The 24,615-nt window shown below is 53.3% G+C and carries 24 protein-coding genes and 1 pseudogene; 19 read left to right on the top strand and 6 right to left on the bottom strand.

Annotated features, from left to right (window positions below; translation table 11 throughout):
* Positions 1-137 precede the first annotated feature (137 nt).
* On the top strand, positions 138-1,742 hold the full coding sequence (locus CJD38_RS14960; RefSeq protein WP_161554256.1) for a DUF1302 domain-containing protein: 1,605 nt from the start codon (positions 138-140) through the stop codon (positions 1,740-1,742).
* A 16-nt stretch (positions 1,743-1,758) separates the two neighbouring features.
* Positions 1,759-3,123: a DUF1329 domain-containing protein gene (locus tag CJD38_RS14955; RefSeq protein ID WP_107941184.1), complete on the top strand. Its 1,365-nt coding sequence runs from the start codon at positions 1,759-1,761 to the stop codon at positions 3,121-3,123.
* 276 nt (positions 3,124-3,399) lie between these two features.
* Here the strand turns inward: CJD38_RS14955 and CJD38_RS14950 are convergent, their stop codons facing one another.
* The 4 genes from CJD38_RS14950 to CJD38_RS14935 all read right to left on the bottom strand — a co-directional run bounded on the left by CJD38_RS14950 (position 3,400) and on the right by CJD38_RS14935 (position 6,475).
* Positions 3,400-3,648: a DUF1653 domain-containing protein gene (locus CJD38_RS14950; protein ID WP_107941183.1), complete on the bottom strand. Its 249-nt coding sequence runs from the start codon at positions 3,646-3,648 to the stop codon at positions 3,400-3,402.
* Positions 3,645-3,893 carry an RNA-binding S4 domain-containing protein gene (locus tag CJD38_RS14945; protein ID WP_107941182.1) on the bottom strand — a complete coding sequence of 83 codons (249 nt, stop codon included), beginning with the start codon at positions 3,891-3,893 and terminating at the stop codon, positions 3,645-3,647. The genes CJD38_RS14950 and CJD38_RS14945 overlap by 4 nt, the downstream gene beginning before the upstream one ends.
* A 48-nt stretch (positions 3,894-3,941) precedes the next feature.
* Positions 3,942-4,856, bottom strand: coding sequence for a bestrophin family protein (locus CJD38_RS14940; RefSeq protein WP_107941181.1), 915 nt, complete (start codon positions 4,854-4,856; stop codon positions 3,942-3,944).
* Between the two features lie 140 nt (positions 4,857-4,996).
* Entirely contained in the window at positions 4,997-6,475 is a 1,479-nt protein-coding gene (locus CJD38_RS14935; protein ID WP_107941180.1) for an FAD-dependent oxidoreductase, read from the bottom strand.
* A gap of 293 nt (positions 6,476-6,768) precedes the next feature.
* On the opposite strand from CJD38_RS14935, the gene CJD38_RS14930 reads away from it, so the two are divergent.
* Positions 6,769-7,536: an SDR family NAD(P)-dependent oxidoreductase gene (locus CJD38_RS14930; protein ID WP_107941179.1), complete on the top strand. Its 768-nt coding sequence runs from the start codon at positions 6,769-6,771 to the stop codon at positions 7,534-7,536.
* A gap of 33 nt (positions 7,537-7,569) precedes the next feature.
* Positions 7,570-8,064: a nuclear transport factor 2 family protein gene (locus CJD38_RS14925; RefSeq protein WP_107941178.1), complete on the top strand. Its 495-nt coding sequence runs from the start codon at positions 7,570-7,572 to the stop codon at positions 8,062-8,064.
* A gap of 133 nt (positions 8,065-8,197) precedes the next feature.
* Here CJD38_RS14925 and CJD38_RS14920 read toward each other — a convergent pair whose 3' ends face one another.
* Together CJD38_RS14920 and CJD38_RS14915 are read right to left on the bottom strand one after the other, a co-directional pair.
* Positions 8,198-9,277 (bottom strand): 3-ketosteroid-9-alpha-monooxygenase, oxygenase component, encoded by a 1,080-nt coding sequence (locus CJD38_RS14920; protein WP_107941177.1) that lies wholly within the window; start codon positions 9,275-9,277, stop codon positions 8,198-8,200.
* Between the two features lie 213 nt (positions 9,278-9,490).
* The gene (locus tag CJD38_RS14915) at positions 9,491-9,871 is read right to left on the bottom strand and encodes a steroid Delta-isomerase (protein WP_107941176.1); all 381 of its coding nucleotides are present in this window, start codon (positions 9,869-9,871) and stop codon (positions 9,491-9,493) included.
* 265 nt (positions 9,872-10,136) lie between these two features.
* Between CJD38_RS14915 and CJD38_RS14910 the strand changes: the two genes are divergently transcribed.
* From CJD38_RS14910 to CJD38_RS14845, 15 genes and pseudogenes are all read left to right on the top strand, one after another.
* Entirely contained in the window at positions 10,137-11,357 is a 1,221-nt protein-coding gene (locus CJD38_RS14910; protein WP_107941175.1) for a helix-turn-helix transcriptional regulator, read from the top strand.
* Between the two features lie 293 nt (positions 11,358-11,650).
* Positions 11,651-12,346 (top strand): SDR family NAD(P)-dependent oxidoreductase, encoded by a 696-nt coding sequence (locus tag CJD38_RS14905; RefSeq protein ID WP_107941174.1) that lies wholly within the window; start codon positions 11,651-11,653, stop codon positions 12,344-12,346.
* Complete coding sequence (gene cysQ / locus CJD38_RS14900) at positions 12,346-13,137, top strand: 3'(2'),5'-bisphosphate nucleotidase CysQ (protein WP_107941173.1); 792 nt, start codon at positions 12,346-12,348, stop codon at positions 13,135-13,137. The genes CJD38_RS14905 and cysQ overlap by 1 nt, the downstream gene beginning before the upstream one ends.
* Positions 13,138-13,383: 246 nt before the next feature.
* Positions 13,384-13,926: a MarR family winged helix-turn-helix transcriptional regulator gene (locus CJD38_RS14895; RefSeq protein WP_107941172.1), complete on the top strand. Its 543-nt coding sequence runs from the start codon at positions 13,384-13,386 to the stop codon at positions 13,924-13,926.
* A complete protein-coding gene (locus CJD38_RS14890) occupies positions 13,923-15,350 on the top strand; it encodes an efflux transporter outer membrane subunit (protein WP_107941171.1) in 1,428 nt (475 codons plus the stop codon). Before CJD38_RS14895 ends, CJD38_RS14890 begins: the two co-directional genes overlap by 4 nt.
* Before the next feature lie 19 nt (positions 15,351-15,369).
* Positions 15,370-16,566, top strand: a complete 1,197-nt coding sequence (locus CJD38_RS14885; protein ID WP_107941170.1) for an HlyD family secretion protein — start codon at positions 15,370-15,372, stop codon at positions 16,564-16,566.
* On the top strand, positions 16,550-18,121 hold the full coding sequence (locus tag CJD38_RS14880) for a DHA2 family efflux MFS transporter permease subunit (protein WP_436296046.1): 1,572 nt from the start codon (positions 16,550-16,552) through the stop codon (positions 18,119-18,121). Before CJD38_RS14885 ends, CJD38_RS14880 begins: the two co-directional genes overlap by 17 nt.
* 354 nt (positions 18,122-18,475) lie before the next feature.
* Positions 18,476-18,634 carry a hypothetical protein gene (locus CJD38_RS18510; RefSeq protein ID WP_170107377.1) on the top strand — a complete coding sequence of 53 codons (159 nt, stop codon included), beginning with the start codon at positions 18,476-18,478 and terminating at the stop codon, positions 18,632-18,634.
* A 63-nt stretch (positions 18,635-18,697) separates the two neighbouring features.
* Positions 18,698-19,129, top strand: a complete 432-nt coding sequence (locus CJD38_RS14875; RefSeq protein WP_107941168.1) for an SWIB/MDM2 domain-containing protein — start codon at positions 18,698-18,700, stop codon at positions 19,127-19,129.
* Positions 19,130-20,734: 1,605 nt separating this feature from the next.
* A complete protein-coding gene (locus tag CJD38_RS14870) occupies positions 20,735-21,853 on the top strand; it encodes a beta-propeller fold lactonase family protein (protein WP_107941343.1) in 1,119 nt (372 codons plus the stop codon).
* A 171-nt stretch (positions 21,854-22,024) separates the two neighbouring features.
* Positions 22,025-22,672: a hypothetical protein gene (locus CJD38_RS14865; RefSeq protein ID WP_107941167.1), complete on the top strand. Its 648-nt coding sequence runs from the start codon at positions 22,025-22,027 to the stop codon at positions 22,670-22,672.
* 175 nt (positions 22,673-22,847) lie between these two features.
* Positions 22,848-23,273 carry a hypothetical protein gene (locus CJD38_RS14860; RefSeq protein WP_146165996.1) on the top strand — a complete coding sequence of 142 codons (426 nt, stop codon included), beginning with the start codon at positions 22,848-22,850 and terminating at the stop codon, positions 23,271-23,273.
* A 290-nt stretch (positions 23,274-23,563) separates the two neighbouring features.
* A complete protein-coding gene (locus CJD38_RS14855; RefSeq protein WP_107941165.1) occupies positions 23,564-23,854 on the top strand; it encodes a hypothetical protein in 291 nt (96 codons plus the stop codon).
* A 66-nt stretch (positions 23,855-23,920) separates the two neighbouring features.
* Positions 23,921-24,223: a hypothetical protein gene (locus CJD38_RS14850; protein WP_107941164.1), complete on the top strand. Its 303-nt coding sequence runs from the start codon at positions 23,921-23,923 to the stop codon at positions 24,221-24,223.
* A 73-nt stretch (positions 24,224-24,296) separates the two neighbouring features.
* Positions 24,297-24,615: pseudogene (locus CJD38_RS14845) on the top strand (transposase); the annotation flags it as partial.

Genomic DNA, 24,615 nt, shown 5'->3' with positions numbered 1-24,615 from the left:
CACGGATGATTACGCCGTGAATGCTGAGCGTTTGCCCCGCAAGTTTCCTCATCGCTTTATGCATCTCAATTCGGACGAGGTTTGTTGCAGTGCGCGACTCCTACCATCAATCCGCACTGTTCAGAGGAGGAGACCTCATGCACTACCTACAACATACCAATCCCGCTACGCGACGAGTCGCTGTAGCACTGCTTTGTGCTAGTGCCGGATTTAGCGGCGCAGCTTTGGCAGGTTCTTTTGATTTGGGCACTAGCGGAATCAATGCTCAGTACACGATGACGCTGGGCTATGCCTTGGCGATGCGTACAGAGAGTCCATCCGACAGCCTCGCGAATGGGCCGATAGATCCGGCGACGGGTTTGCCCACGACTGTGAATGGCGATGATGGTGATCGCAATTTTAAATCTGGCAGCTTGGTCAACAATCGCATCAGCGCGCTCGGAGAGTTTTCACTGAGCGCTAAAAACTATGGCGCGGTTCTGCGTGGTGATGCGTTTTACGACAACGTTTACCGCGGTCGCAATGACAATGACTCCGCAGCAACGGTCAACAAGAGCGGCGACAACGACGAGTTCACTAGCTTGACGCGCAAGTACAACGGACAGCGTATGCGTTTGTTGGATGCTTACGCATATACAGATTTCAATCTTGGCAAAGCGGCACATCTGAATGTGCGCGTAGGCCGCCAAGTTGTTGCTTGGGGCGAGAGTTTGTTCTTCTCTGGCATCGCCAGCGCACAAGGTCCTGCAGACGCCACGAAATCTAGCGTGCCCGGTGCAGAACTTAAAACGATTCTGTTACCCGTTGAGCAGATTGCGATGCAACTTGGATTCAACAATGGCTTGAGTCTGATGGCACATTACAAACTGCGGTATGAAGCAACAGAGCTGCAACCTGTTGGCAGCTTTCTGTCGACGAGTGATGTTGTAGGCCCGGGCGCAGAAATGATTCATGCAGCAGTCGGATTTGATATTCCACGCGGCGCGGACAATCAGCCGACCGATCATGGTCAGTACGGCGTCGGTCTTAAGTATCAAGCGACGGACGCGACAAGCGTTGGTCTTTACTGGCTGCGTTATCACAGCACCAATCCTGCGGGTGTCAGTTTTGATATTGCAGAAGTTGCACCTGGCGTGTTTGTGCCAACGGCTTATCACGTTGATTACTTCGAAGGCATTCACATGGCCGGTGCAAGTTTCTCGACCGGACTTGGCGGAGCCAATGTCGCAGGTGAAGTCAGCTATCGCAGTGGCGTAGATATGTTGGTGAGCAGTGTTGGCGGCCCAGTGGCAACGCGTGGCCGTATGACTCAGGCCCTGATGTCTGCAATCTACACCGTGAGCCCGAATGCTTTGTCGCAAGAAATTAATCTCGTTGGCGAAGCAGGTTATGTACACGTTAACGGCGTTGATGGCGGCAAGGCAGCGTTAGTGAGTGACGTTAACTCATGGGCTGTGTCGACCAGCGCAACGTTGAACTATCGCAATGTATTTCCACGTTGGGATTTAGCCGTGCCGGTGACGTATGCCGTGATTGCTAAAGGCACGCCAGCGATGTCGGGTTCATTCGGCAGTCTGTATGGCGAGCACGATCAACGTGCCAGTCTGTTTGCCAATTTCACCTATCTGCAGAATTTCCAGCTAGGTGTGGGTTACAGCGCATTCCTCGGATCTGGCGATCTCGCCAAGCGTCCTTACGCGGATCGTGACTATGCCGCGATCAATCTCAAGTACAGCTTCTAAACGTCAGGAGAACACCATGACGATGAAACACATCCTATTGTCTTGTGCAGTGATTAGCAGCTTGCTCACGCAATCTGCTTTTGCAAAAACAACCGCTGAAGAAGCCGCGCAACTCGGTAGCGACAAGCTCACGTGTATCGGCGCTGAGCGTGCGGGTAATGCCGACGGCTCAATCCCCGCTTTCTCAGGAAAGTGGCAGGGCGCTTGGTCTGATGCATCCAAGGGCGGTGGTTATGATCCGGGCCCTTACGCTGCGGAGAAACCACTGTTCACAATCACCGAACAGAATGTTGAGCAGTACGCAGCGCGTTTAACCGAAGGACAGAAAGCGCTGCTGAAACGTTATCCAAAAACTTATCGCATTCCGGTTTATCAGAGTCATCGCGATTTCCGTTATCCGGATTGGGTCTGTGATGCAGCAAAGAAAAATGCCACCACTGCTGAAGTGGTGAGCAATGGTCTGGGCATCACCGGCACCACGGGCGCTACGCCGTTTCCATTTCCTAAAGCGGGCATCGAAGCGCAGTGGAATATGCAGTATCCACATCGCGCATGGACTGAAGAAGCCACGCAAGATCAGGCTGTGATCTACGCCAATGGCAGCAAAACATTTGGCCGCGTTTACTACCGCATTCTGTCGCCGTGGAATGATCCCAATCATCGCGGCAGCAATCAGGACAAGATCAACAGCTACTTCAACGTGCTGACGCTGTTGCCTGAACGCGACAAGGGTTCGATCTACACCGGCTGGACGCCGAACGACAATTCATTGGATCGTCAGACTTGGTTCTATAGCCCAGGCACGCGTCGTGTACGTCAGGCACCTGAATTTGGTTTTGATACGCCACAAGGTGCGGGTGGTTTCCGTACGGTAGATGACGATCGTTTGTTCAACGGCTCGCCTGAACGTTACGACTGGAAGCTGGTCGGCAAGCAGGAAATTTATATTCCGTACAACACATTCAAGATGAATGATCCTGCGCTCAAGTACAACGAGTTGCTGACGGTCAATTCACTCAATCCGGAATACATGCGCTATGAGTTGCATCGCGTGTGGGTGTTGGAAGCAACGGTGAAAAAAGGTTTCCGTCACGCTTACGCCAAGCGCCGCTTCTATCTTGATGAAGATAGCTGGCACGCAATCTGGGTCGATAACTACGACGCACGCGGTCAGCTATGGCGCGCCAGCATGGTGAATCATTTCTGGTCGCCAGCGATTCAGGGATATCAAGCCGGTATCGCGCTGTATCACGATCTCAACGCAGATGTTTATTTGGCAGACCGTATGGTCAATCAATCTAAAGCAGGTTGGCGTTTGAACGTTGGCGATATCACTGCTGATATGTTTGCACCCGATGCGGCACAGCGCAGCGGGCATTAAATTTAATTGAACTTTTTTAAGAAGATCATTCTGCTATTTGTTCAGTTAACAGTCAGCTTGAAAGAGTAGATTGGGTTTCACGAGATTCTCTCCCCCTGATCTCTAGGAGGTTCCCCTACCTCCGCTCCCTTTGAGCCCGCAGCTTCCCTTGGCTGCGGGTTCTTTTTATGTACAGGATGTACTGTATCCCGTGGGCGCATGGATGCGCAGGAACGGGATTCTCTCCCCAAGTACAGAAATCAATAATTGGCCGCGCAAGAGCGAAAATAAAACGCTCTAAATATTCGGCGTCTCATGCCCGACATAATCAAAGCGCGCCATCAACGCGCCGTCAGGCTCTACGCGCACCGTTTCATTCCATACGCTGAGCTTGCGCGTACTCATCGGCAAACCTTCACGCGGATACAGGCGTGTATAAACGACAACGGTCTCGTTGGTTTCGTCTTCGCGTGCTAAGCCCAGCGCGAGGTAGTAGTTGCCTTTGTAGTGGCGATAGACGCCAGGCTTGAATTCAGCGATGTTCATCTGACTCGGCCGTCGACACCGCCTTTGGGATCGGCAACCACAAGAATTTCGGTATCGCCGCAAGTGACTTTCTGGCCGGCGCGAATTTTTGCGGTCTTGCGAGTTTCGGCAACACCATCAACAGAAACTTCGCCATTAGCGACCAGCATCTTGCCCGCGCCGCCGCTATCGCAGACGCCAACGAGTTTGAGCAAGAGATTGACTTCGATGTATTCGCCGTCGAGTGTGAATTTTTCGGTGGACATATTAGTACGCAGGTAAGTGGCGGATGCGCGCAGTCTACTCCAGCGGCTTTAGCTGAGGATGTAGTTCTTTGCTGCAACGGCTTCCGGCAGATCAGTTTCACCGAGCATTTCGCGCACGGTGCTTTCGATCATGACGGACATGGCTTTGAGTGCCAGATCGTTGGGTTCGGTGCCGAAAGGTTCTTGTATTTCTTCTGCCAGCGCTTCCAGCGCAAAGAAGGTGTAAGAGATAAAGGCGACGATCAGCGGTGTCAGCAGGCCAATGGAATGCACCAGTCCAAACGGCAGTAGGAAGCTGTATAGATACGCTGTGCGATGAAGGATGACGGAGTAGGCAAAGGGAATCGGCGTGCCAGCGATCCGCTCGCAGCCGCCAAGTGCTTCGTTGAGTTGGCTGAGGTGGCGATCAATCGCTGGCACCAACATCGGTGACAGTTGCCCATTCTGGCGTAGCTCGCGAACAACATCAGCCAGCAGAACTAAAATCACTGCAGGTTTGAATTGTGCAGATTGAACTCGTGCCTGCCATTCCGGCGGCAGGCAGCGCGCAAGATCGGCCTCGGCGGAGGTATTACGCAGTTGGTGTTTCAGTGCGTGAACAAAAGCGATTGCGCCGTAGGCAAAGCGCCGCTGAACGGTGGCGTCGACATCAGCGAGACTCATGATCTGTCGCGTTAGCGAGCGCGAGTCGTTCAGCAGTGCGCCCCAAAGTTTTCGTGCTTCCCAGTAGCGGTCGTAGCTGACGCTGTTGCTAAAGCCTAGAAAGATCGCGAGGGCGATGCCGAGCAGCGTAAAGGGTGCAATCGTCAGATCGATCTTGAAGCCGAGCACTGTGCCTTGCGCCAAGGCGACGGCTATTGACCACAGGATCACCACTGCGAGTTGCGGCAAGATGCGTCCCAGCACCGAGCCACGCCACACGAACAGCATGCGTAGCCAATGCTGGAGTGGACGAACAATCATCGATGAGTCTCCTGAGGATGCGAGCGAAGTGCGCAGAGGTTTTGTCTCCGCGCATGTCGCATCTTAAGGAAACTCTACGCAGACCGTCGTGCCCGCCTGCGCGGGCATGACATTGCGCTCTTGAATCGGTGCAAGGCTATTTAAGCAACAGACACGACTCTTGAGCCCAGTTGTCGACCAAAGAAGGTGGCATCCGCCAGCGACATGCCAGAGCTATAGCCTTCGCCCCAACGTGGCAAGCCACAGGCGGTACGGCCCGCAGCGTAGAGACCTGCGATCGGTTTGCGATCTGCGTTGAGTACTTCGCCGGTTGGCAAGGTGTCGAGGCCGCCGAGTGTGAAGGTTGGGTAGAAGCAAACGTCGATGCGGCAATCCAGTGCAACGAACGGTGGCTTGTTCAAAGGCTTGAGCCACTTCTTGGCTTTGTGGAATAGCAGATCGCTGCCTTCTGCGGCGAAGCGGTTGTAGAGCTCGACCGTCGTCGTGAGGCTACCTGCGGGCAGCTCCAATTCTTTCTCGACTTCTTCCCATGTGTCGCCGGTGCCTGCAATGCCGATCTTTGCGAACTGACCAAATAAGGGTTCGCCGTAGGTCTCGCTGTCTTGTAGTGAAAACAAACGTGTGGAGCGTTGCTGCATTCCGTGATGGGCGGTGCGGCCGTGATAGCAGTCTTCGTTGATGTAACGCTGGCCACGTTCGTTGATGAAGATACCTTTGATCAGCGACTCTGGTGGATACCAAGGCAGCGTTACAAAGCCTTCGCTCATGTTGATCGCAGCGCCGCCAACGCTTTGTCCCATGGTGATGCCGGAGCCGTCATCGACGGTGCCAATCGGATGATTCGATTGCAGCATCCACGGCGCGTTTTTCTTCACCATCTCGCGATTCATCACGAAGCCGCCTGCGCACAGCGCAACGCCTTTGCGTGCACGTACGTAGGAATCCTTGCCTGCATTGCGAATGACGATGCCAATGACGCGGCTCGATTCGTCGGTGATGAGCGCAACTGCGCGCGAGTCGTAACGCACGTCTACGCCGAGCGCAGTGACGCGTGCGGCGAGTTTGTCCATCAGGTAACGACCAGCACCCATGCCCATGAACTTCGGCGTGTGGCCGCGCGGGCAGGGCTTGGCTTGTTCTGAGAACGGCCATGCTTCTTCACTGCCGCTCCAGATCAAACAATCATCGGTATCGGGTTCAACGATGCGTTGTGGAATAAATGAATTCTTGTATTCGACGCCTTGTGCGAGCAGCCACTCGTAATGCTTTAGGCTGTTGTCGGCGTAGAGTCGCACTTTCGCGGCGTCTGCATTGGGGCCGCCGGCCATCAACAGGTATTGATAGAGCGCTTCGGTGTCGTCGCTAAAGCCTGCAGCGTTTTGAATCGGCGTGCCGCCGTTGCCGCCGAGATAAATTTCGCCGCCAGACAATGCGGATGTACCGCCGTTGCCAGAAGTTGCTTCGAACAGCGTCACCTTCGCGCCAGCACTCGCCGCTTCAATCGCAGCGGATGCGCCTGAAGCGCCAAAGCCGATGATGGCGATATCGGTTTCGATATCCCATTGCGGCACTTTGCGGCAGGGGCGGGAGAGTGAGTATTCGGCGGTTTCGTTGGTCATAGTATTGTGATTATTTATTTACTTATAGGTTTATAGGCATTAATAACACTCACTTTGTCATTCCGAACGCAGTGAGGAATCCTGCTGTTAATTCTCACGGCGAGATCCCTCACTGCGTTCGGGATGACAAAGCTCTTATTCCTTGCCTCAGCCTGATCTAGCTGTCGCAGCTAAACCACCGTCATACGGAGTAGTCGCGCCGCAACATTGAACTGTCGTCTCATCGGATGAGGCCGCAAACGCGCCAGCTACAAATAATCGCCGCTCACAATAAATAGACGGTGGAGCGCGTAATGGAGCTGAACAAATTTCCGAAAGGCGCGGTGCTGGTGTTTGGCGGCAGCGGCGGTATCGGGCAAGGCGTAGCGAAGTTCTTTGGTCAGTCTGGCACGGATGTCGCCATCGTTTATCGCAAGAAAAAAGAAGTTGCAGATCGCGTTGCTGGTGAGATCAGTGCGCTCGGTCGCAAAGCAACGGTGCACGCTGCAGACGTGACTGATCCTGCGCAGCTCAAGGCGGCTATTGCAGAAGCGGTTGCGGCACACGGCCGCATTCACACGGTGGTGTGGGCTGCTGGCCCTGTGGTTGAGCAGGTACTGCTCGGCGATGCAACGCCTGCGCTGTGGAAGCAGTCGATCGATATCGAAGTGCATGGCTTCTTCAATGCTGTTCAATCAACGCTGCCGCATCTGCGTGAGCAGGGTGGCGGTTCGTATGTGCACCTCGGTTCTGCAGGCCACGCATGGTTCCCACCGAAAGATGGTTTGTCGGTAGTACCTAAGGCCGCTAACGAAGCGCTGTGCAAAGGCATCGCAAAAGAAGAAGGTCGCAACAACATTCGCGCTAACAGCATTCTGGTTGGCGTGATCGAAGCAGGCATGTTCCTCGAACTCTTGCAGCGCGGTGTGTTCGACGCTAAGTGGATTGAAGAAACGCAGAAGCTGCTGCCGCTCAAGCGTTGGGGCAAGCCAGAAGAAATCGGTAGCGCTGCAGTGTTCCTCGCAACCAATGGTTATGTCACCGGTCAGCAGATCAATGTTTCGGGCGGCTTCGGCATTTAAGCCGTCCGCATATCAATACTTAAGGAGAGAGTGATGTCATTGTCATTGCAGCAGTTAGAAGATCTGGAACTGATCCGTCGTCTCAAGTACGCCTATTGCCGTTGCATCGATACGGCCAATATCGATGGCCTGAAAGAACTGTTTACCGAAGACGCCAGCGTTTGCTACGTCGGCGGCAGCTACCGTTTTGAAACCGAAGGCCGCGACAAAATTCTGGACGCGCTACGTTATGCCTTCCACGCTGAAGCCATCGCGATGCATCACGTCAATCATCCGGAAATTGATTTGCTGTCGGCTACCGAAGCGACCGGCGTTTGGTATCTGAAGGATTGGTTCCTTGATCTCAAGCACAAGATCATCACCGACGGCACCGCGCTGTATCGCGATACTTACGTGAAGCAGAACGGCAAGTGGCTGATCAAGCGTGCGACGTATGAGCGCATTTACGAGATCGTGACGCCAGTCACCGAAACGCCGAACATCACGGCGCACATGCTGGCTAAGGTTGGTACGAAACAGCCTGGTTAAAGTTTTCTGCTGCAATAAAAAAGCCCGCATAGCGGGCTTTTTTATTGTTAGCTTTTTATTGTCATTCCGAACGTAGTGAGGAATCTTGCAGTTGAAGAACTAAGGCAAGATCCCTCGCGATGACAAGTACTCGTTAGGCAGCCTGAGCAGGCTTGCCTTCAAATCCACGAGCGAGATGAATGCCATCAACGCTCTTCAAAATTTCATCACGCTGCGAACGCGGGTTGTAGAACTGGCGATACCAAGCGCGCTGCTTGATGAATGGGCCATCGCCCTGAACAAACAGACCCTTGAAGCAAGGCTTCTTGTGCTTCCACACTTCAAAATCCTGCGCGAATGCGGCGAGTGCCATCGACTGGTACTGACGCGCAATCTCAACGTCCTGTTCATTGTATTTGGCTTGGCCGGTTGGTGATTTCACCATCAGTCCGTGCCAAACATACGCGCTGCCATCTTCAACGGGCGTGTGCGCGATGAAGATGTAGGAATCGTGTGTGCCGGTCATCTTGGTGATCAGGATGCTTGGGCCGGTGTAGACCGCTTCGGTTTCCAGCATCGGGCCGTCAGCGGTCGTCAGCGTGCGATGTCCGCCGCCCATGCGCTGCGTTGCAACGTGGCCTTTGAACTCGTTCTCGAAGTACTTGGTGATCGAACCATGCACTGGGCCGAAGTGAGCGACGTCGGTGATGTTGTCGACGATTTCTTGCGTGTGGCAATTGACGATGCCCAGATCATCAAATGCGATAGGCACCCACGAAGGGTCGCTCATTTCCGCAATCACCGGCACTGCGTAGTCGGGCTCGCCGCCTTCTGGGTCGTGCCAAACAAACACGGCGCCCATGTGTTCTTCCACTTTCCATGCACGCACTTTTGCGGCGGGTGGAATCGGGCCGGTTGAATAAGGAATGTGATTGCAACGGCCATCTGGGCCAAAGCGCCAAGCGTGGTAGGGGCAGCGAATTGAATCGCCTTCAACCGAGCCATCCTGCGCGACGTAAGAGGTGCTGTTGCGAGCGAGGTGCGTGCCCATGTGTGGGCAGTAGGCGTCGAGCAAGATGACTTTGCCGCTCTGCTTGCCGCGATAGAGCGCCAACTCTTGGCCGAAGAATTTCACGCCCTGCGGTTTGTCCGAGATCTTGGCGGATTCGCCGATCATGAACCAGCCGCGCGGGAAGGTGAATTCGCCGAGTCCGTATTCCTTCGCTGTTGCCATGGTACTGCTCCAAATACGCTTTTTAAGAGGTGGACGGCGCGCCAGACGCGCGCGTCACACGATGGCGTCAGTTTGAGAATTCGCCAGAAGCCTTACATCACCCGTTTGAATGAACTGCCGCTATCCCCCGCCATTAGGAGGGGGTAGCGGGAAAACCTGTTTTCCCTGCGGCAGATGAACAAGTAGGGCGCATTGCGCGCCCCACAGGTGAATTTACGACAGCACCACCATGTCTTCCTTGCCCCAATAAGCGCGCATGGAGGTGAACTTGCCGGCGTCATTGAACGTCATCACGTCGATCACGCGAATCACCGCGCGGCCTTCGGGCATGTTCAGCTCAACTTCAAACGCCATCGCAGCAGAATTGCCGTGCGAAGCGCGGATCGGTGCGGCCAGTTTCAGCTTGGCGCCGGTGGCAACCGCCATTTTGTAGAAGGCAGCAATTGCGGGCTTGCCCGCTTTCAGCTCGGTGCCGACCGGGTCTTCGACGGTGGCGTCTTCGGCATACAGCTCAGCGATGCCAGCGGAGTCGCTCACATTAAAGAGGTCGATATAGGCCTGCATGGCCTGACGCATGGTTTGTTCGGTGGGCATGATTTGGGTCCGGTTCGGGGTAATAAAGGCCGCATTTGCCGTGAAAACAGCGGCTTTCAGGCCATTGGGCCCGAATCATGGCGAGCCCGCCTCATTGAATGATCATCCGTTTGGATGAGACGCCAAGGGCTGGAGTCGATTTTACTGTCGCCCCGATCGTGGCTGCATAAGCTTATTCGACTATGATCGGCGAAGTGAGTCGGATTCATTAGCTGCAAGGACTGCAGTAAATAAGCGGCTTGTAATGTGCTCGAGGACATAGCGAATGTTGACACTAGCGAAATCTGAAAAAGGCCGTACCGCAGCAGTGACGGAAGAAACTGCCGACGATATTTTGTCGATGCAAGATGCGGGCAAGCACGTTGGTTACGAAAAGCTCGACCGTTTGCTCGGCGCGATTTACGAAGGCCCGATGGAATCGCCACCGTGGTCCACCGCGCTTCAGCAGATGCGTGATGTGCTCGAAGCGTCGCATGTCACTTTGATGCTGCGTCCGCCTTCCTCCGAATCACAGGGCGTGATGATTAACACCGGCAAGGTGAATCAGCAGGCCACAGAGTCTTACGAAACTCATTTCTTCGCGCTCGATCCTTTCGTGCGCTTGCCAGAAGGCGAAGTCATCACTGCCGAAGAACTGATCGGCAAACAACAGTGGTTGAAGAGTCCGATGTATCAGGACTATCTGCGCCCACTGAACATCCGCCATCTGATGGGTGCGGACATTTACACCAAGGAAGGCATTGAGTGCCGCCTGCGTTTGACGCGTCCTAATGACGCTGCAACGTTCTCACCAGAAGACAAAGCGCTGTGTCGTTTCTTGTTGCCGCATCTGAAACGCTCACTGCGTTTGCATGCACGACTCGATTATCTGGAATGCGATCGTCAGCTGTTTGCTGGTGCAATCAATCGCATGCTGCTCGGCATGATCAGCTTTGGCCAGGACGGTTCGATTCTGGAACTCAACCAGGAAGCACAACGCATTCTCGGTGAGAAAGACGGCATCAGCCGCAGCGGCAGTGGCATTGCACTGTCGAGCAATCAAGAAAATCGCGAACTGCAACGCATGCTGCGTCAGGCACTGACGGGCGGCGCGACGGGCACGGGTCCAGCAGTTGTTGAAGCGATGTCGGTGACGCGTCCTTCTGGCCGCGCCAAGATCGGTATCGTGGTTCGCGCAGTTCCAATCGGTAAATGGTCAGAGAGCAAGCAGCGTCCTGCTGCGGCAATCTTCCTGCGTGATGCAGAATCCAGCGGTGCTCAGCCTTCGCAAGAAGTCGTGCGTCGTCTGTTCGGCCTCACGCGTATGGAAGCTGCACTCGCGCTGTTGCTGGCCGATGGCCTCACGCTCGATGAAGCAGCAGAACAGCTCAACGTGATGCGCAACACTGCACGTACGCATCTGCGCTCGATCTTCTGCAAGACCGGCGTGACGCGTCAGACGATGCTGGTTCGCATGTTGCTGAATAGCGTGGTCTCGCTCGGTTAATATGTACAGGATGTACGGTACCTCGGCGGGCGCAGGATGCGCAGGAGCCGAGGCTTTCGTGCCGAAGTAAAGTTGTTGAGTGGCGCGCGGTGAAATCTATAACCCTCGGATGGCGACATCCGGGGGTTTTGTTTTGGGGCTGCCGTCTATAGCCCGCTCAATCTATCGGCAATCAAATGTACGATGGGGCTTATTCAATGTATGTCTTGTAGGAGCGCCTCTTAGGCGCGATTGGCGATTGACCCATCGCGCCTAAGAGGCGCTCCTACGGAAGTAATAAAGGGCAAGGATCAATGAAACTCAAAAGCAAAGTAGTCGTGATCACCGGTGGCTTCGGCAATCTCGGTCTCGCCGTAGCTCAAGTCGCAATTGCACATGGTGCAAAAGTTGCGCTGATTGATCGCGCGCCAGCGCCCGCAAGTGGAACGCCAGAAGGTGCGCTATTGCTTGGCGGTGTGAACCTCGCATCGTTTGAGGAGGCGCAAGGTGCTGTTGCCAAAATTGTGAGCGCGTTCGGCGGGCTAAACGCGCTAGTAAATATCGCAGGCACTTTTCGTTGGGAGACGCTGGAGCAAGGCAGTCTCGATACTTGGGATTTTCTGCACACGATCAATCTCAAGACCGCGGCCGCGACATCGAAAGCTGCATTGCCACATTTGCTCAGTGCAGTTGGCGGCGGCCGCATCGTCAACATCGGCGCTGCAGCATCGGCTAAAGCAGGCGCAGGTATGGGGCCTTATGCGGCGTCAAAGGCTGGCGTCGCGCGTTTGACTGAAGCGTTGTCGGAAGAAGTGAAAGACCGCGGCATCACCGTGAATGCGGTATTGCCCAGCGTCATCGACACACCGCAAAACCGCGCGGATATGCCTGACGCAGATTTCAGTCGTTGGGTTGCGCCAGAAGCGCTCGCCGATGTGATTGTGTTTCTGCTTTCAGATGAAGCGCGCGCAATCACCGGCGCGTTGATTCCGGTGACGGGTCGCGTTTAATGAATTTGGACCTCGCCAAGAAAATTGTCGCCATCTCGCAAGAGGCGGGTGAGATCATCATGGGTTTCTACCGCACTAGTTTCACGGTGACGCAGAAGAGTGATGATTCACCGCTGACACAAGCTGACCTCGCTGCGCATAAGTACATCAGCGCCGCGTTGGAAAAACTCACGCCAGATATTCCAGTGCTATCTGAAGAAGCGGCGAACATTCCTTATGAAGTTCGCAAAAGCTGGAAGCGCTATTGGTTGGTCGATCCACTCGACGGCACGCGCGAGTTTGTGAAGCGCAACGACGACTTCACCGTCAACATTGCATTAGTTGAAGATGGTGAAGCGATCATCGGTGTGGTGCATGTGCCGGTGTTCAACATTAGTTACTACGCTGCGCGCGGTGCGGGTGCGTTTGAATTAAATGCAGGTGTTGAGCGTCGTATCCATATTCGTTCGCCAGTTCCAGCGGTGCCGTACTTTGTGATTACGCGCAACAATCGAGATGCGGCGTTAGACGCTTTGCTCGAGAAATTGCCCGCGCATGAAGCAGTGAGTCGCGGTAGCGCGTTGAAGATTTGTTTGGTTGCAGCAGGCGATGCCGATTTGTATCCGCGCACAGGCCCGACGTCTGAGTGGGACACAGCTGCCGGTCACTGTGTGGTCGACGAAGCTGGCGGAAAGATTTTGCGTCTGCCGGAATTAACGCCGCTGCGTTACAACCAGAAAGACAGCCTGCTCAATCCCGGGTTCGTTGTGATTGGTGATCCGCAGTACGGCTGGGAAACTTACCTAAAATAAACCGTAGAGCGGGTTAGCCGAAGGCGTAACCGGCTTTCCGAGTGCTGCCCGCATAGTGTTTTATTTAATTAATAAATATAATAAATAGAAAATATTAAAAAACAAAACTTCCGGAGCCCGGAGGTCATCTTTATACGGTCTTTATAAGTCCAGTTTCCCTAGGCATTTACACTTTTTTTATCGTTGATTGGGTGCATGTCAGTTGTTAAGCTAATAGTTCATTAGTGAATTATTAGTTTGTAAACCATGTCCAAACCCGATTCCCCATCTACGACCTGCGCGGTTGTTGAGCAGATCGACTCCGCAGTGAGGCGCGTCAGCGCCATCATTCCCGGTGCGCCGAAGGACGATATTCGTCTCGTGCGATTGATTCATAACGTCGCCGCGGATATGTCTGCGCGCTTTGACGGCATGTTGCGGCCGCATGGTCTCAACGAGACCGACTTCCGCACGCTGATGCAGTTGTTCTGCAGTCCGGAAGGCCAGGCGCATCCGAGTGACTTGAGTCAGTTCGCGACGCAGAGCCGTACCAATATGACGCGCATTGTCGACTCTTTAGTTGAGCGCGGTTGGGTCACGCGTTATGCGAGTGATGTCGATCGTCGGCGCATCGTGCTCGCTATCACTCAGGACGGTGAGGCGCTGGTGAAGCGCTTGTTGCCGCAGTTTCATCCCAAGCTCTCGTCGTTTCTCTCGATCTTGTCTGTCGATGAGAAGGAGACGATGACTGAAGGGCTTAAGAAAATCGCGGCCTCGCTGGAAGCGAGCGCACGCGGAGGAAAATCATGATCAACAAAAAGCTGCTGGTGGCTACAGCCGCTAGCGCGATGCTCGCTGCTTGCGCGGGCCTGCCGGGCAAACCGCAGCCGCCGAAGCTTAATAAGGAAGTGCCTATGGCGGGCGTCAACACGCCTGCGAACGGCAAGTGGCCCGATGCGCAGTGGTGGAAGCGTTACAACGATCCGCAATTGGATGCACTGATTGATCTGGCTTTGAAAGGTTCGCCAACACTCGCTGCGGCACAAACGCGTTTTGACAGTGCTGTGCAAACCGTGCGTGCTGCGAGTGCAGCAGCAGGCGTGCGTGCAGATGCCAATGCAACGTGGACGCGTCAGCGCATCAGCGACAGTGGTTTGATCCCGCCGCAGTTCCTTGGGTTCAATTGGTACTCGCAGGCCGACCTCGGTTTGAAATTCAGCTACACCTTTGATTGGTGGGGCAAGCAGCATGCGCAGATTGAATCGGTCGTCGATCAAATGCACGCGGCAGAAGCAGAGAACGCAGCAGCTGGGCTAGCACTGACGACGGCCGTTGCAGACGCTTATTTCGGTTTGCAGTCCGATCAAGCGCGCCTTGAAGTGGCGCAGGTCGTAACACGCGGCGCGGTGAAGATTCGTGAATTGAGCGAACTGCGCGTTAAGAGTGGCATCGATCCGCAGGATCATTTGTCTCAAGCGGATTCTGATGTTGCATTGGCACGTGAGCAGATCGTGCAGTTGGAAGGCTCTGCCAAGTTGCGTCGTGTAGCACTCGCAGCACTCGTCGGCGTCTCGCCTGAGCAGTTGCCGGCATTGCAGTCAAAACCGCTGCCGATTGTTGATGCGCAACTGCCCGCCAATGTCAGCATCGATCTGATCGCACGTCGTCCCGACATCATCGCCAGCCGTTGGCAAGTGGAGTCCGCCGCACGCAGTGTTGATCAAGCGCGCGCGGAGTTCTTTCCAGATATCACGATTAATGCTTTGGCCGGTCTTTCTGCGATCGACATGAGCAAGCTGATGCGTGCATCAAGCAGCGTGTTCAATTTTGGTCCAGCGCTGCATCTTCCGATTTTTGATGGCGGATTGATCCGTGCGCGTTATGGCATCAGCCAGGCGCAGCTCGACTCAGCGGTGGCCTCGTACAACACAACCTTGCTGGATGCCGCACGCGATCTCGCGACGCAAGCGCTCACCGCGCAGCAGATCAATGCGCTGCGCCAAGAGCGCAACACGCAGTTGGTCGCAGCCAAGGCGCAGTTCGACAGCGCGCTGGCGCGCGAGAAACAAGGGCTCACGGATTTGCGTGTGCCGCTGCAAGTTGATGTGACGTATCAGCAGCAGCTCGACGCGATGTTGGTCCTCAACACACAAGCGATCTCTGCAGACATCGCAATGGCTAAAGCGCTAGGCGGCGGTTACGTCCCTTCGACAAAGCCTGAACAAACAAACTGAATTAGTCCGGAATATTCCCATGCGTAACAACATTCATACCGCCAACGAATCTGCCGCCAATGCTGCTGAACCAAGCAATGGCAAGCGCCAACGCGTACTGCTGATCATTGGCACGATCTTTCTCACGATTGGCATCATCTGGTTGCTGCTTTGGTTGTTTGTGTTCTCCAAGCGCGAGACCACCGACGATGCTTACGTCGCAGGCAATCAGGTTTCGATTTCTACGCAGGTGCCGGGTACGGTGATTGCGGTTTTTGCTGATGACACGCAGATGGTGAAAGCCGGGCAGGTGTTGGTGAAGCTCGATCCTACCGATGCACAGGTGTCATTTGCGAAAGCCAAGAGTGCATTGGGGCAAGCTGTGCGTCAGGCGCGTCAGTTGGTGGAGGTAGCCGGGCAGAACGATGCCGCGCTGACGAGTCGTCAGCTTGATCTGGATCGCGCGCAAGCAGATTTGGCGCGTCGCGAGCCCTTGCTCGCTGCACGTGCGATCTCACCTGAAGAAGTCGCACACGCGCGGGAGGCTGTAAAAAATGCCAATGCCGCGCTCGATATGGTTAAGCGCCAAAGCGCTGGTGCACACGCTTTGGTTGATGGCACCTCGTTAGCCGAAAATCCATCCGTGTTGCAGGCCAAAGCTGTCTTCCGCGATGCATGGATCGGCGCACAGCGCGCTGCGATTGTGTCGCCGGTGACGGGCTATGTGGCTCAGCGTGCGGTGCAAGTTGGCCAGCATGTGCAGCCAGGCCAGGCTTTGATGAGTGTGATCCCGCTACATAATTTGTGGATCGATGCGAACTTTAAAGAAGTGCAGCTGAAACATCTGCGTATTGGGCAGCCCGTTGAGGTTGATGCGGATGCTTATGGCAGCAGCGTTAAATTCCAAGGCAAGGTTGCAGGGCTTGGCGCAGGTACGGGCAGCGCGTTTGCGTTGCTGCCACCACAGAACGCTTCAGGTAACTGGATCAAAGTCGTTCAGCGTGTGCCTGTGCGCATCACATTAGATGAGCAGCAATTGCAGAAATATCCGCTACGCATTGGTTTGTCGACGACAGTGAAAGTCGATACCAGTGATCGTTCTGGTTCTGTGCTTGCGGTTGCATCGGCAGCGCAGGCAGTAGCGAGCACGGAAGTCTATGTGCAGGATCTGGAAAAAGCAGAAGCAGAAGCCGACGCTGTGATTCGCGCCAACATGCCTTCTGGCAACAAGCGCTGAGATTGTAGTGAGCACCGCTGCACAAACTGCTCCTGTTCCGCTGAAAGGCGCGCCGTTGGTTTTACTGACGGTGGGTATCGCGCTGTCCGTGTTCATGGAAGTGCTCGACACCACCATCGTCAATGTGTCGGTGCCCAATATCGCAGGTAGCTTGGGCGTAAGCCCAACAGAAGGAACTTGGGCGATCAGTTCTTACTCGCTGGCAGCAGCGGTGATGCAGCCACTGACGGGCTGGATCGCTAAACGCTATGGCGAAGTCCGTACGTTTACGGTTTCAGTGCTGATGTTTGTCATCTTCTCGATGCTTTGCGGTTTAGCCACATCGATGCACATGTTGGTGTTCTTCCGACTGATGCAGGGCTTGGTATCGGGGCCAATGGTGCCGCTGTCGCAGTCTTTAATAATGTCCAACTATCCGCCGGAAAAGCGCGGGATGGGTTTAGCCATCTGGGGCGTTACGGTCATCGTTGCGCCGGTATTCGGGCCGATCATGGGCGGTTGGCTCACCGATAATTTTTCGTGGCCGTGGATTTTCTATATCAACGTGCCGATTGGCATCTTCGCTGCGGTCGTCACTTGGTCGTTCATGCGCAAACGCGAATCGACCATCGTTAAGATGCCGATTGATGCTGTGGGACTGTGTCTGCTGTTTCTAGGCGTCGGCAGCCTGCAGTTCATGTTGGACAACGGTAATGATCTCGACTGGTTCAGCTCACCAGTCATCGTGGCCTTGGGCGTGACAGCTGTGATTGCGCTGACCTTCCTGATCGCATGGGAGCTCACTGAGAAGCACCCGGTGGTGGATCTAAGTTTGTTCAAGCACCGCAATTTCCGATTTGGTCTCATTGGAATGGGCTTGGGCATCTTTGGCTTCTTCGGCATCAGCGTGATTTTCCCGCTTTGGTTGCAAACCACGATTGGGTACACGTCTTCAAATGCAGGTTTGGCGACGGCGGTCGTCGGTATTCTTCCAGTGATACTTGCGCCGATTGTTGGCAAGAACATCAATCGCGTGGATTTGCGTTACGCCCTCACGTTCTCCTTTTCAATATTCGCAATCTCATCGTTCTGGGCGGCAACGCGCACAGATCAGGCGAGCTTCGTGCAGTACGCGATGCCGCGATTCTTCCAGGGAGTGGGTATCGCGTTCTTCTTCGTGCCGATTAGCCAAGTCATCATGTCGGACCTCAGGCCGCACGAGATTGCAGCTGCATCAGGTCTATCGGGTTTCGTACGCACGATTGGCGGCAGCATTTCCACTGCAGTCAGTACTTGGATGTGGGAAGACCGCGGCAGGTATCACCACACTGTATTAGCTGAGCATGTGAATACGCAGTCTGCTGGGTGGGAGCAATATCAATCGCATTTGCAGTCGATGGGCATCACTGCGGGCAACATGATGAGCTATGTCGAAAGCGTCACGATGAAGCAAGCGATGACGATGGCAGCTAACGATATGTTCAGATTTTATGGCGTGCTTTTCATCGTCATCATTCCAATTTTATGGCTGACAAAACCACCATTTGGAAGCAAGGGTGCGGAGGGTGCGCATTAAAAATGGGGCGAAGTCTGCGCAAAATTTCCAAAACCAAGAAAATTTTGCGCATCGAATTTCAGCCGATTTTTAGCCCAAAAAGCGACAAAAATTAACGCCGCGCTAGCACATAACGCGGCGTTTTTGTTTGTTTCAATTTGTGTAATTGCGAGCTTAAAAACACGTATTTCCCTAGGGAAAATAATTTTTCGCATTCTGAACAAGCTGTGGATACGTGGGTTTTTTATGAGCTACATCAAGGGCAATTTTCAGATGAAGTTTTAAAGCCTCGTAAAACAGGCTTAAAGCGTCATGTTTGAAATTCCTTATTAATGTCGGGTAAATTCTAGCCTCCATCACAAGCGGAGATTCACAATGGTTGCTAAGAAAAAAGCTGCAAAGAAAGCCCCGGCTAAGAAAGTTGCTAAGAAAGCCGTAAAGAAAGTCGCAAAGAAGGCCGTCAAGAAAGTTGCTAAGAAGGCCGTCAAAAAAGTTGCTAAGAAAGCCGTCAAAAAAGCAGCAAAGAAGAAGTAAATGACGCTTGATTAACCGCCCGGGGATACCACCCGGGCGTTTTCTTTAAACGGAGTACGTAACATGGCAAAAGCAAAGAAGAAGCCTGCGGCCAAAAAGCCTGCAGCTAAGAAGGCAGTAGCAAAGAAGGTTGTAGCAAAGAAGAAGCCTGCGGCTAAGAAGCCAGCAGCAAAGAAGGCAGCTCCTAAGAAAGCCGCCCCTAAGAAAGTTGCAGCTAAGAAGCCAGCAGCGAAGAAAGCTAAGCGTAAGCCTAGCGCAGCGTTGATGAAGCCAGTGACCCCCAGCGCGACCTTGGCTGAAGTTGTAGGCAACAAGGCGATTCCGCGTGGCCAGATCACCAAGAATCTTTGGGCCTACATCAAGAAGTTCGGCCTGCAAGATCAAAAGAACAAGCGTCAGATCAATGCTGACGAAAAGCTGAAGAAAATCTTTGGCGGCAAGGCCAGCGTTAACATGTTTGAAATGACCAAATTGGTCAGCAAGCACATTAGCTAAAGCTAAAAAGAGATAGTGGTACACCTGACGGGCGCTTAATGCGCCCGTTTTTTTATGCCCGTTGGTTTTGCAGCGCTTAGGTCCTGCCGCTGTTAAAAGGTCCGAAAAGGACAAGCGCGCTCCTCAGAGCAGCAAAGCATCCCTTCTAAATTCCCTCAAATTTGCGCATTCGTACTTGCGAGGAGTTTGGCTGCTCGCCAGTTGAGTTCGAGACTGGTTTTTGGGATCGCTGGAAGTGTGACCCACCGCATATTCCTTGTGGATAAATTTGTCTTCCCTTGTTGCAGGTGGTGAGCAGCGTTTTGTGTATCGCGTGCGCGTGCAGGAGTTGCCGCGCTGATTTTTTTGGCTCCGGGGACAAACCGGATTTTTGGCCCGCTCGGGGCATCTTTAAATAGGGTGAAATTTTTATGAATAGCTACAGAAATAGTGCACCGCCTTCGCGCGGCGCGTTGGGGCAGTTTACTGCTCGAATCTGGCTCTGGTTAGCACTGCTAACAATGGCCGGGTTTGCGTACGCGGCTGCGCCGCCTGCAGGGACGACGATTGGCAACCAAGCCAGCGCCACCTATCAGGACGACGCTGGTATTACTCGTTCAACCACTTCAAACCTGGTTGAAACCACCGTTGCTCAGGTTGCTGGTATTAGCCTGACGGCACCTCAGACTGTGAACTCGGCACCGGGTACTACGGTTTACTTCCCGCACACGGTTACCAACACGGGTAACGNTCACCATCGGCTGTCGTGTGGTCGTAAATGCCGACGTTGAACGAGAACAGCCCATGCAGCTCATTCATAACAAGCGGCACCAGTTGTGGGCCACTGATGTCTAGCGTTGCTAATTGTTTCAACCGTGCAGAGGCACGGGCAGTTGCTCTGAAATTTGACATCGGTGGTCCGTAAAGCCGGTGGCGGAGTGGTCAGTTGGAGAGGCTGGACGTGTGGCTCAGCTCATTGGTGAGTAGCCTTGTCTGCCAACAGCTGTTCGTCATTGCGCTCCCCTGAAACCGGGGGTGTTGCTGGACCCGTTATCCCTCGATTTTTCAGTGGCCCGGTTTTATGCGGGCATTACTATATTAGTAGCCTTTTCAAGGGCTTTACGCAATCCCTATCAGGGCTGATGGGGCGCCGCGAACGACTCGAGGATATAAAAATTGATCACATTAGGAGCGTGCTAAATGAATTTCAGAAAAAGTTACAAGTTTAGATACATCCTCATCCCTGTTTAGTGTGGACTGACCACGGTGACATTTGCTGCAACGACCTGACGCGTTCTCGAATCGCATTTCAAATTGAGCGACTGAAAAACAGTCATTAACCGCGCCAATCGCGGCTTTATCTCAGATTACAGCCGCATTGGTACGCAATGAATTTTATGGAAAGGTCGCGTAAGTAAACTGTTTAAATGCTTTGTGACTCGTTGAGGCAATGGCATCCCATTGCGAAATTGATTGCGACAAAAGTGGCCGAGGGCGAGGGTAAGCACAGTGCATCGGTTGGGTCTAAAAAGGATATCTCTGTAAAGATTTATAGCAGAGTAAAAATTCTATAAACGTGTTTGTATTGCAGTTGAATGTAATCCATCAAATAGGGGGTTGGGATTCATGAATAAATGGCTATATAGGACTAAACTTAGTTGCCTAGTGCTTTCTATTTTCTGTGCACCGGTCTGGGCCAACAACGCCTATGTCGTCAACCAATATGACAACACTGTTTCAGTGATCGACACGGCGACCAATGCGATCAAGGTCGGTACGACACCCATCGTGGTGGGAACGCTCCCCGTCGCCATTGCAATCACGCCCGACGACAGGACCGCTTATGTCGCCAACGACACAGACGGTACTGTTTCAGTGATCGACACGGCGACCAATGCGATCAAGGTCGGTACGACACCCATCGTGGTGGGAACGCGCCCCAGCGCCATTGCAATCACGCCCGACGGCAGCACCGCTTATGTCGCCAACGGCACAGACCATACTGTCTCGGTGATCGACACGGCGACCAATGCGATCAAGGTCGGTACGACACCCATCGTGGTGGGAGGGCGCCCCATTGCCATTGCGATCACGCCAAACGGCACCACTGCCTTTGTTACCGACTTCAACGGCGGCACTGTTTCGGTGATCGACACGGCGACCAATGCGATCAAGGTAGGCACGACACCCATTGGGGTGGGAGCGAATCCCGACGGCATTGCAATCACGCCAAACGGCACCACTGTTTATGTCGCCAACTTTATTGGCAACACTGTCTCGGTGATCGACACGGCGACCAATGCGATCAAGGCTGGCACGTCAGCCATCGGAGTGGGAGACGGTCCCGGCCGCATTGCAATCACGCCTGACGGCAGCACCGCATATGTTGTCAACCACTTCGACAAGAATGTTTCGGTGATCGACACGGCGACCAATGCGATCAAGGCTGGCACGTCAGCCATCGGAGTGGGAGACGGTCCCAGCGGCATTGCAATCACGCCAAACGGCACTACCGTTTATGTCACCAACTTCCTCGGCAACACTGTCTCGGTGATCGACACGGCGACCAATGCGATCAAGGCTGGCACGTCAGCCATCGGGGTGGGAGGCGGTCCCGCCGGCATTGCAATCACGCGCACTGCTCTTGCTAGTCCAAGTAGTCGCAGCGGTGGTGGTGCCTTGGAGCTATGGACGCTGTTGCCGTTGATGCTGTTGGGATTGTGGCGCAAGCGTCGATACGCGTGAGCGATTGAAGTTTTAGGAGAAGCCCGCCTACATGGCGGGTTTTCTTCGCATACGATTTGCTTGCGCGCCTAATGGGCAGCAAACAGAGCTTAGCTGTGAACCAAATAGCAGCCAGCCATCAATGACCGCTTGTGGCACATTGCTGCCGGCGATCAAAAATGGAGACGTCAAATGAGAAGCCACTTAAGCAAGTGCCTTGCGATTACATTATTGCTGATTCTTTCGGGATGTTATTTACATGAAGATTCAATCAGCGGAATTCTTATCGATGATGAAACTGGCGCACCGATTACAGACGCATATATAACCGTTCAATGGAGTGGCAATATTGCAAGTTTGGTAGATTCAAGTCCCAATTGCCTACACGTCGCGGTAAGCAAGACACGCGAAGATGGTTCGTTCTACATTCCGTCTTGGACCGGCTTCTTTTTGAGCCTGAACGGAAGCTCGGCAAAACGTGAATGGCAGGCATATAAACCGGGCTATGACCTCGCGTTTGCTGCACCTATAGGGGAACAGTTTCGTGTTCGAAAATTTTCTGGAACTCCTCAAGATCGATTGTCTGAACTCTATTCGCGTAGCGGCTTCATGTGTCTTGAAGGTGGTTCCAGCTCAAAATCAGAACTTCCTGTCCTGGATGAGATTCTGAAAGAAGTCTATGCACTTCCTGGTGGAGCAAAGCCGATAACGTTCAACAATCAGGCCGCAAATGTCCCCGAAAAGATTCAATATGAGATATGCACCTTAAGAAGCATTACGTTCATGAGCAATATCGATAAAAAAAGCTATGAACAATGTCGAGCCTCATACAGGAAATGAAACATCTCGCCTATTCGGATCTGACTCTGATGGTGGTGAACGTAATTTGATAAATCACAAACGTTGAATGTCTGTTTCTGGCACGAACTCGCCGGGTAGACTCAGCCCAAAGCAGCCATTTGCGATGTAGTCGTGCGTCTGCAAAACTGAAATACCGAAAAATGAAAGAACTGCAGTGAAAAAAACCTTTGCCGCTATTACTGTTTGCATGCTAGCCGTGGCGTGTGCAGCCAACAATCGTTCGGCTTGGACAGATAGTAACGGCTACTCGTACTGGACGGATAAAAACGGTGTCGTTCATGACGATAGAAGCGCTTGCAGGCGCAATAAAGAGATTAACGAAGGCTTCGAGACTGCAAGATCAATGCTTACGGATGCAACAGATCGCGAGTCAAACGAAGCAAGCATCAAATTAGTGATGATAAGTCTCGTCATAAAAGGCTCGGGAGACTTTGAAGACGTGAAAGTTTTATCTTCTTCACTCAAAAGTGATGAAGCGCTAGCGAAAGTTGTAAATATTGTTTCAAAGGTAAAAATGAAACCAGTGGACTGTGGCGATTTCACTGTCCCGCGATATCCACTTAGGTTCGTATACAAATAAAAATACTTTCGATGTCCACTAGTGGCACATATCAGCCCATACCCGCCGGTCAGGCTTCGTGATTCACCTCCTCGGAAGCGGACATGCCCGCTCATAGCCAAATGGGTAATTGTATTTGCGGGCTAATCCGGCAACAGTACAAAACAGCCTGAAGAAATTAGTGCCTTGCGAATGATTCATCCTAGGAAAACCGCCGAAATGCAGCAATTAATTACCGCTATTAAGCGGTCCAATTTTAGTTAGCTGCCATGCTCACTTGTCCTTACTGCAAAGCCACAGAGCATCCGCTCATGAAACTCATATCGATCACCCGACTGTTACCTGATGAGTTCCGGTGTGGGCATTGCTCAAAGGTTTCTTACTTCACTTCCAAGTCGGGCTCTGTCGCGTTCGTGGTCATGGGCTTAGTTTTTGCCGTGTTTGCGGTGCTCCTAAAGTTTGCGGCTGGCGCTCCGATCGCCAGCAAGGTTACGTTTAGTGGGCTATTGGGGGTGGCTGTCTTTGTAACGTTGATCGGTTTAGTGCTGTTCTCTTCAGCGTTGTACCTGAAGCTGTTTGGCACCGTGGAGGCGGTAGATTGAATGGCAGCTAACAAGGCATTCAAGCGGACGGGCTTCGCCCTCCGCTTAACTTAGGCGTCGGGCAGCATGAAAAACTCTGATTCATTGCTTAAGTGGCTGGCCATCGCACTGGCCATTCTGGCTGGCCTCTTCGTTATCTTAGGCACGACGCTTTCCATTTCTGCTACTAGAATCGGCATCGTCCTTTTTGGCTTGTCCATGACGGCTAACGGAGTGCTCGCAATTAAAACTCGCCGCGTGTCATTTGCACGCCGCGCCAGAAAAGAACATTACGAGGGTTCAGACGCTTTTATTGTGGGAGCCGCATCAACGGCATTCGGCTTGGTGCTAGCTTGCTGGGCCGTTTTTGGACTTCCCCCGCTTTCATAGACACCTGATANTGGACTTCCCCCGCTTTCATAGACACCTGATAGGGTAAATATGAAATTGGAGAGGAGAGTCCATGTCTGGAAAGAGATACACAGCCGAGTTCAAGGCCGAAGCAATTAAGCAGGTCACAGAGCGTGGTTACAGCATCACCGAGGTTGCAGGGCGGTTGGGCGTTACTAAGAAAACCTTCTACACCTGGCTCCAGAAAAAAGGGGTAACGCGAGGCCAGCCGCAGGTTCAAGCTGGCGCGGATCTGGAACGCGAGAACCTGCGACTGAAAGCGGAGTTGAAGCGAGTCGAAGAAGAGCGCGACATCCTAAAAAAAGCCGCCGCGTACTTTGCCAAGATGTCCGGGTGAAGTACGCCTTCATGTTTGAGCATCGTCAGGAATT

The sequence above is a fragment of the Stenotrophobium rhamnosiphilum genome (assembly GCF_003052265.1).
GTDB lineage: Bacteria > Pseudomonadota > Gammaproteobacteria > Nevskiales > Nevskiaceae > Stenotrophobium > Stenotrophobium rhamnosiphilum.
The sequence above is the reverse complement of the archived record's forward strand: the minus strand, read 5'-3'. Positions and strand labels throughout refer to the sequence as shown.

Bases quoted from the DNA above. Each gene is read 5' to 3' on its own strand.
- CJD38_RS14890 (WP_107941171.1), top strand. From the start codon at position 13,923: ATGATCAACAAAAAGCTGCTGGTGGCTACAGCCGCTAGCGCGATGCTC.
- CJD38_RS14935 (WP_107941180.1), bottom strand. From the start codon at position 6,475: ATGACCAACGAAACCGCCGAATACTCACTCTCCCGCCCCTGCCGCAAA.
- CJD38_RS14855 (WP_107941165.1), top strand. From the start codon at position 23,564: ATGAAACTCATATCGATCACCCGACTGTTACCTGATGAGTTCCGGTGT.
- CJD38_RS14885 (WP_107941170.1), top strand. From the start codon at position 15,370: ATGCGTAACAACATTCATACCGCCAACGAATCTGCCGCCAATGCTGCT.
- CJD38_RS14940 (WP_107941181.1), bottom strand. From the start codon at position 4,856: ATGATTGTTCGTCCACTCCAGCATTGGCTACGCATGCTGTTCGTGTGG.
- CJD38_RS14915 (WP_107941176.1), bottom strand. From the start codon at position 9,871: ATGCCCACCGAACAAACCATGCGTCAGGCCATGCAGGCCTATATCGAC.
- CJD38_RS14865 (WP_107941167.1), top strand. From the start codon at position 22,025: ATGAGAAGCCACTTAAGCAAGTGCCTTGCGATTACATTATTGCTGATT.
- CJD38_RS18510 (WP_170107377.1), top strand. From the start codon at position 18,476: ATGGTTGCTAAGAAAAAAGCTGCAAAGAAAGCCCCGGCTAAGAAAGTT.
- CJD38_RS14955 (WP_107941184.1), top strand. From the start codon at position 1,759: ATGACGATGAAACACATCCTATTGTCTTGTGCAGTGATTAGCAGCTTG.
- CJD38_RS14960 (WP_161554256.1), top strand. From the start codon at position 138: ATGCACTACCTACAACATACCAATCCCGCTACGCGACGAGTCGCTGTA.
- CJD38_RS14895 (WP_107941172.1), top strand. From the start codon at position 13,384: ATGTCCAAACCCGATTCCCCATCTACGACCTGCGCGGTTGTTGAGCAG.
- CJD38_RS14850 (WP_107941164.1), top strand. From the start codon at position 23,921: ATGAAAAACTCTGATTCATTGCTTAAGTGGCTGGCCATCGCACTGGCC.
- CJD38_RS14930 (WP_107941179.1), top strand. From the start codon at position 6,769: ATGGAGCTGAACAAATTTCCGAAAGGCGCGGTGCTGGTGTTTGGCGGC.
- CJD38_RS14945 (WP_107941182.1), bottom strand. From the start codon at position 3,893: ATGTCCACCGAAAAATTCACACTCGACGGCGAATACATCGAAGTCAAT.
- CJD38_RS14950 (WP_107941183.1), bottom strand. From the start codon at position 3,648: ATGAACATCGCTGAATTCAAGCCTGGCGTCTATCGCCACTACAAAGGC.
- CJD38_RS14910 (WP_107941175.1), top strand. From the start codon at position 10,137: ATGTTGACACTAGCGAAATCTGAAAAAGGCCGTACCGCAGCAGTGACG.
- CJD38_RS14905 (WP_107941174.1), top strand. From the start codon at position 11,651: ATGAAACTCAAAAGCAAAGTAGTCGTGATCACCGGTGGCTTCGGCAAT.
- CJD38_RS14870 (WP_107941343.1), top strand. From the start codon at position 20,735: ATGAATAAATGGCTATATAGGACTAAACTTAGTTGCCTAGTGCTTTCT.
- CJD38_RS14925 (WP_107941178.1), top strand. From the start codon at position 7,570: ATGTCATTGTCATTGCAGCAGTTAGAAGATCTGGAACTGATCCGTCGT.
- cysQ (WP_107941173.1), top strand. From the start codon at position 12,346: ATGAATTTGGACCTCGCCAAGAAAATTGTCGCCATCTCGCAAGAGGCG.
- CJD38_RS14875 (WP_107941168.1), top strand. From the start codon at position 18,698: ATGGCAAAAGCAAAGAAGAAGCCTGCGGCCAAAAAGCCTGCAGCTAAG.
- CJD38_RS14920 (WP_107941177.1), bottom strand. From the start codon at position 9,277: ATGGCAACAGCGAAGGAATACGGACTCGGCGAATTCACCTTCCCGCGC.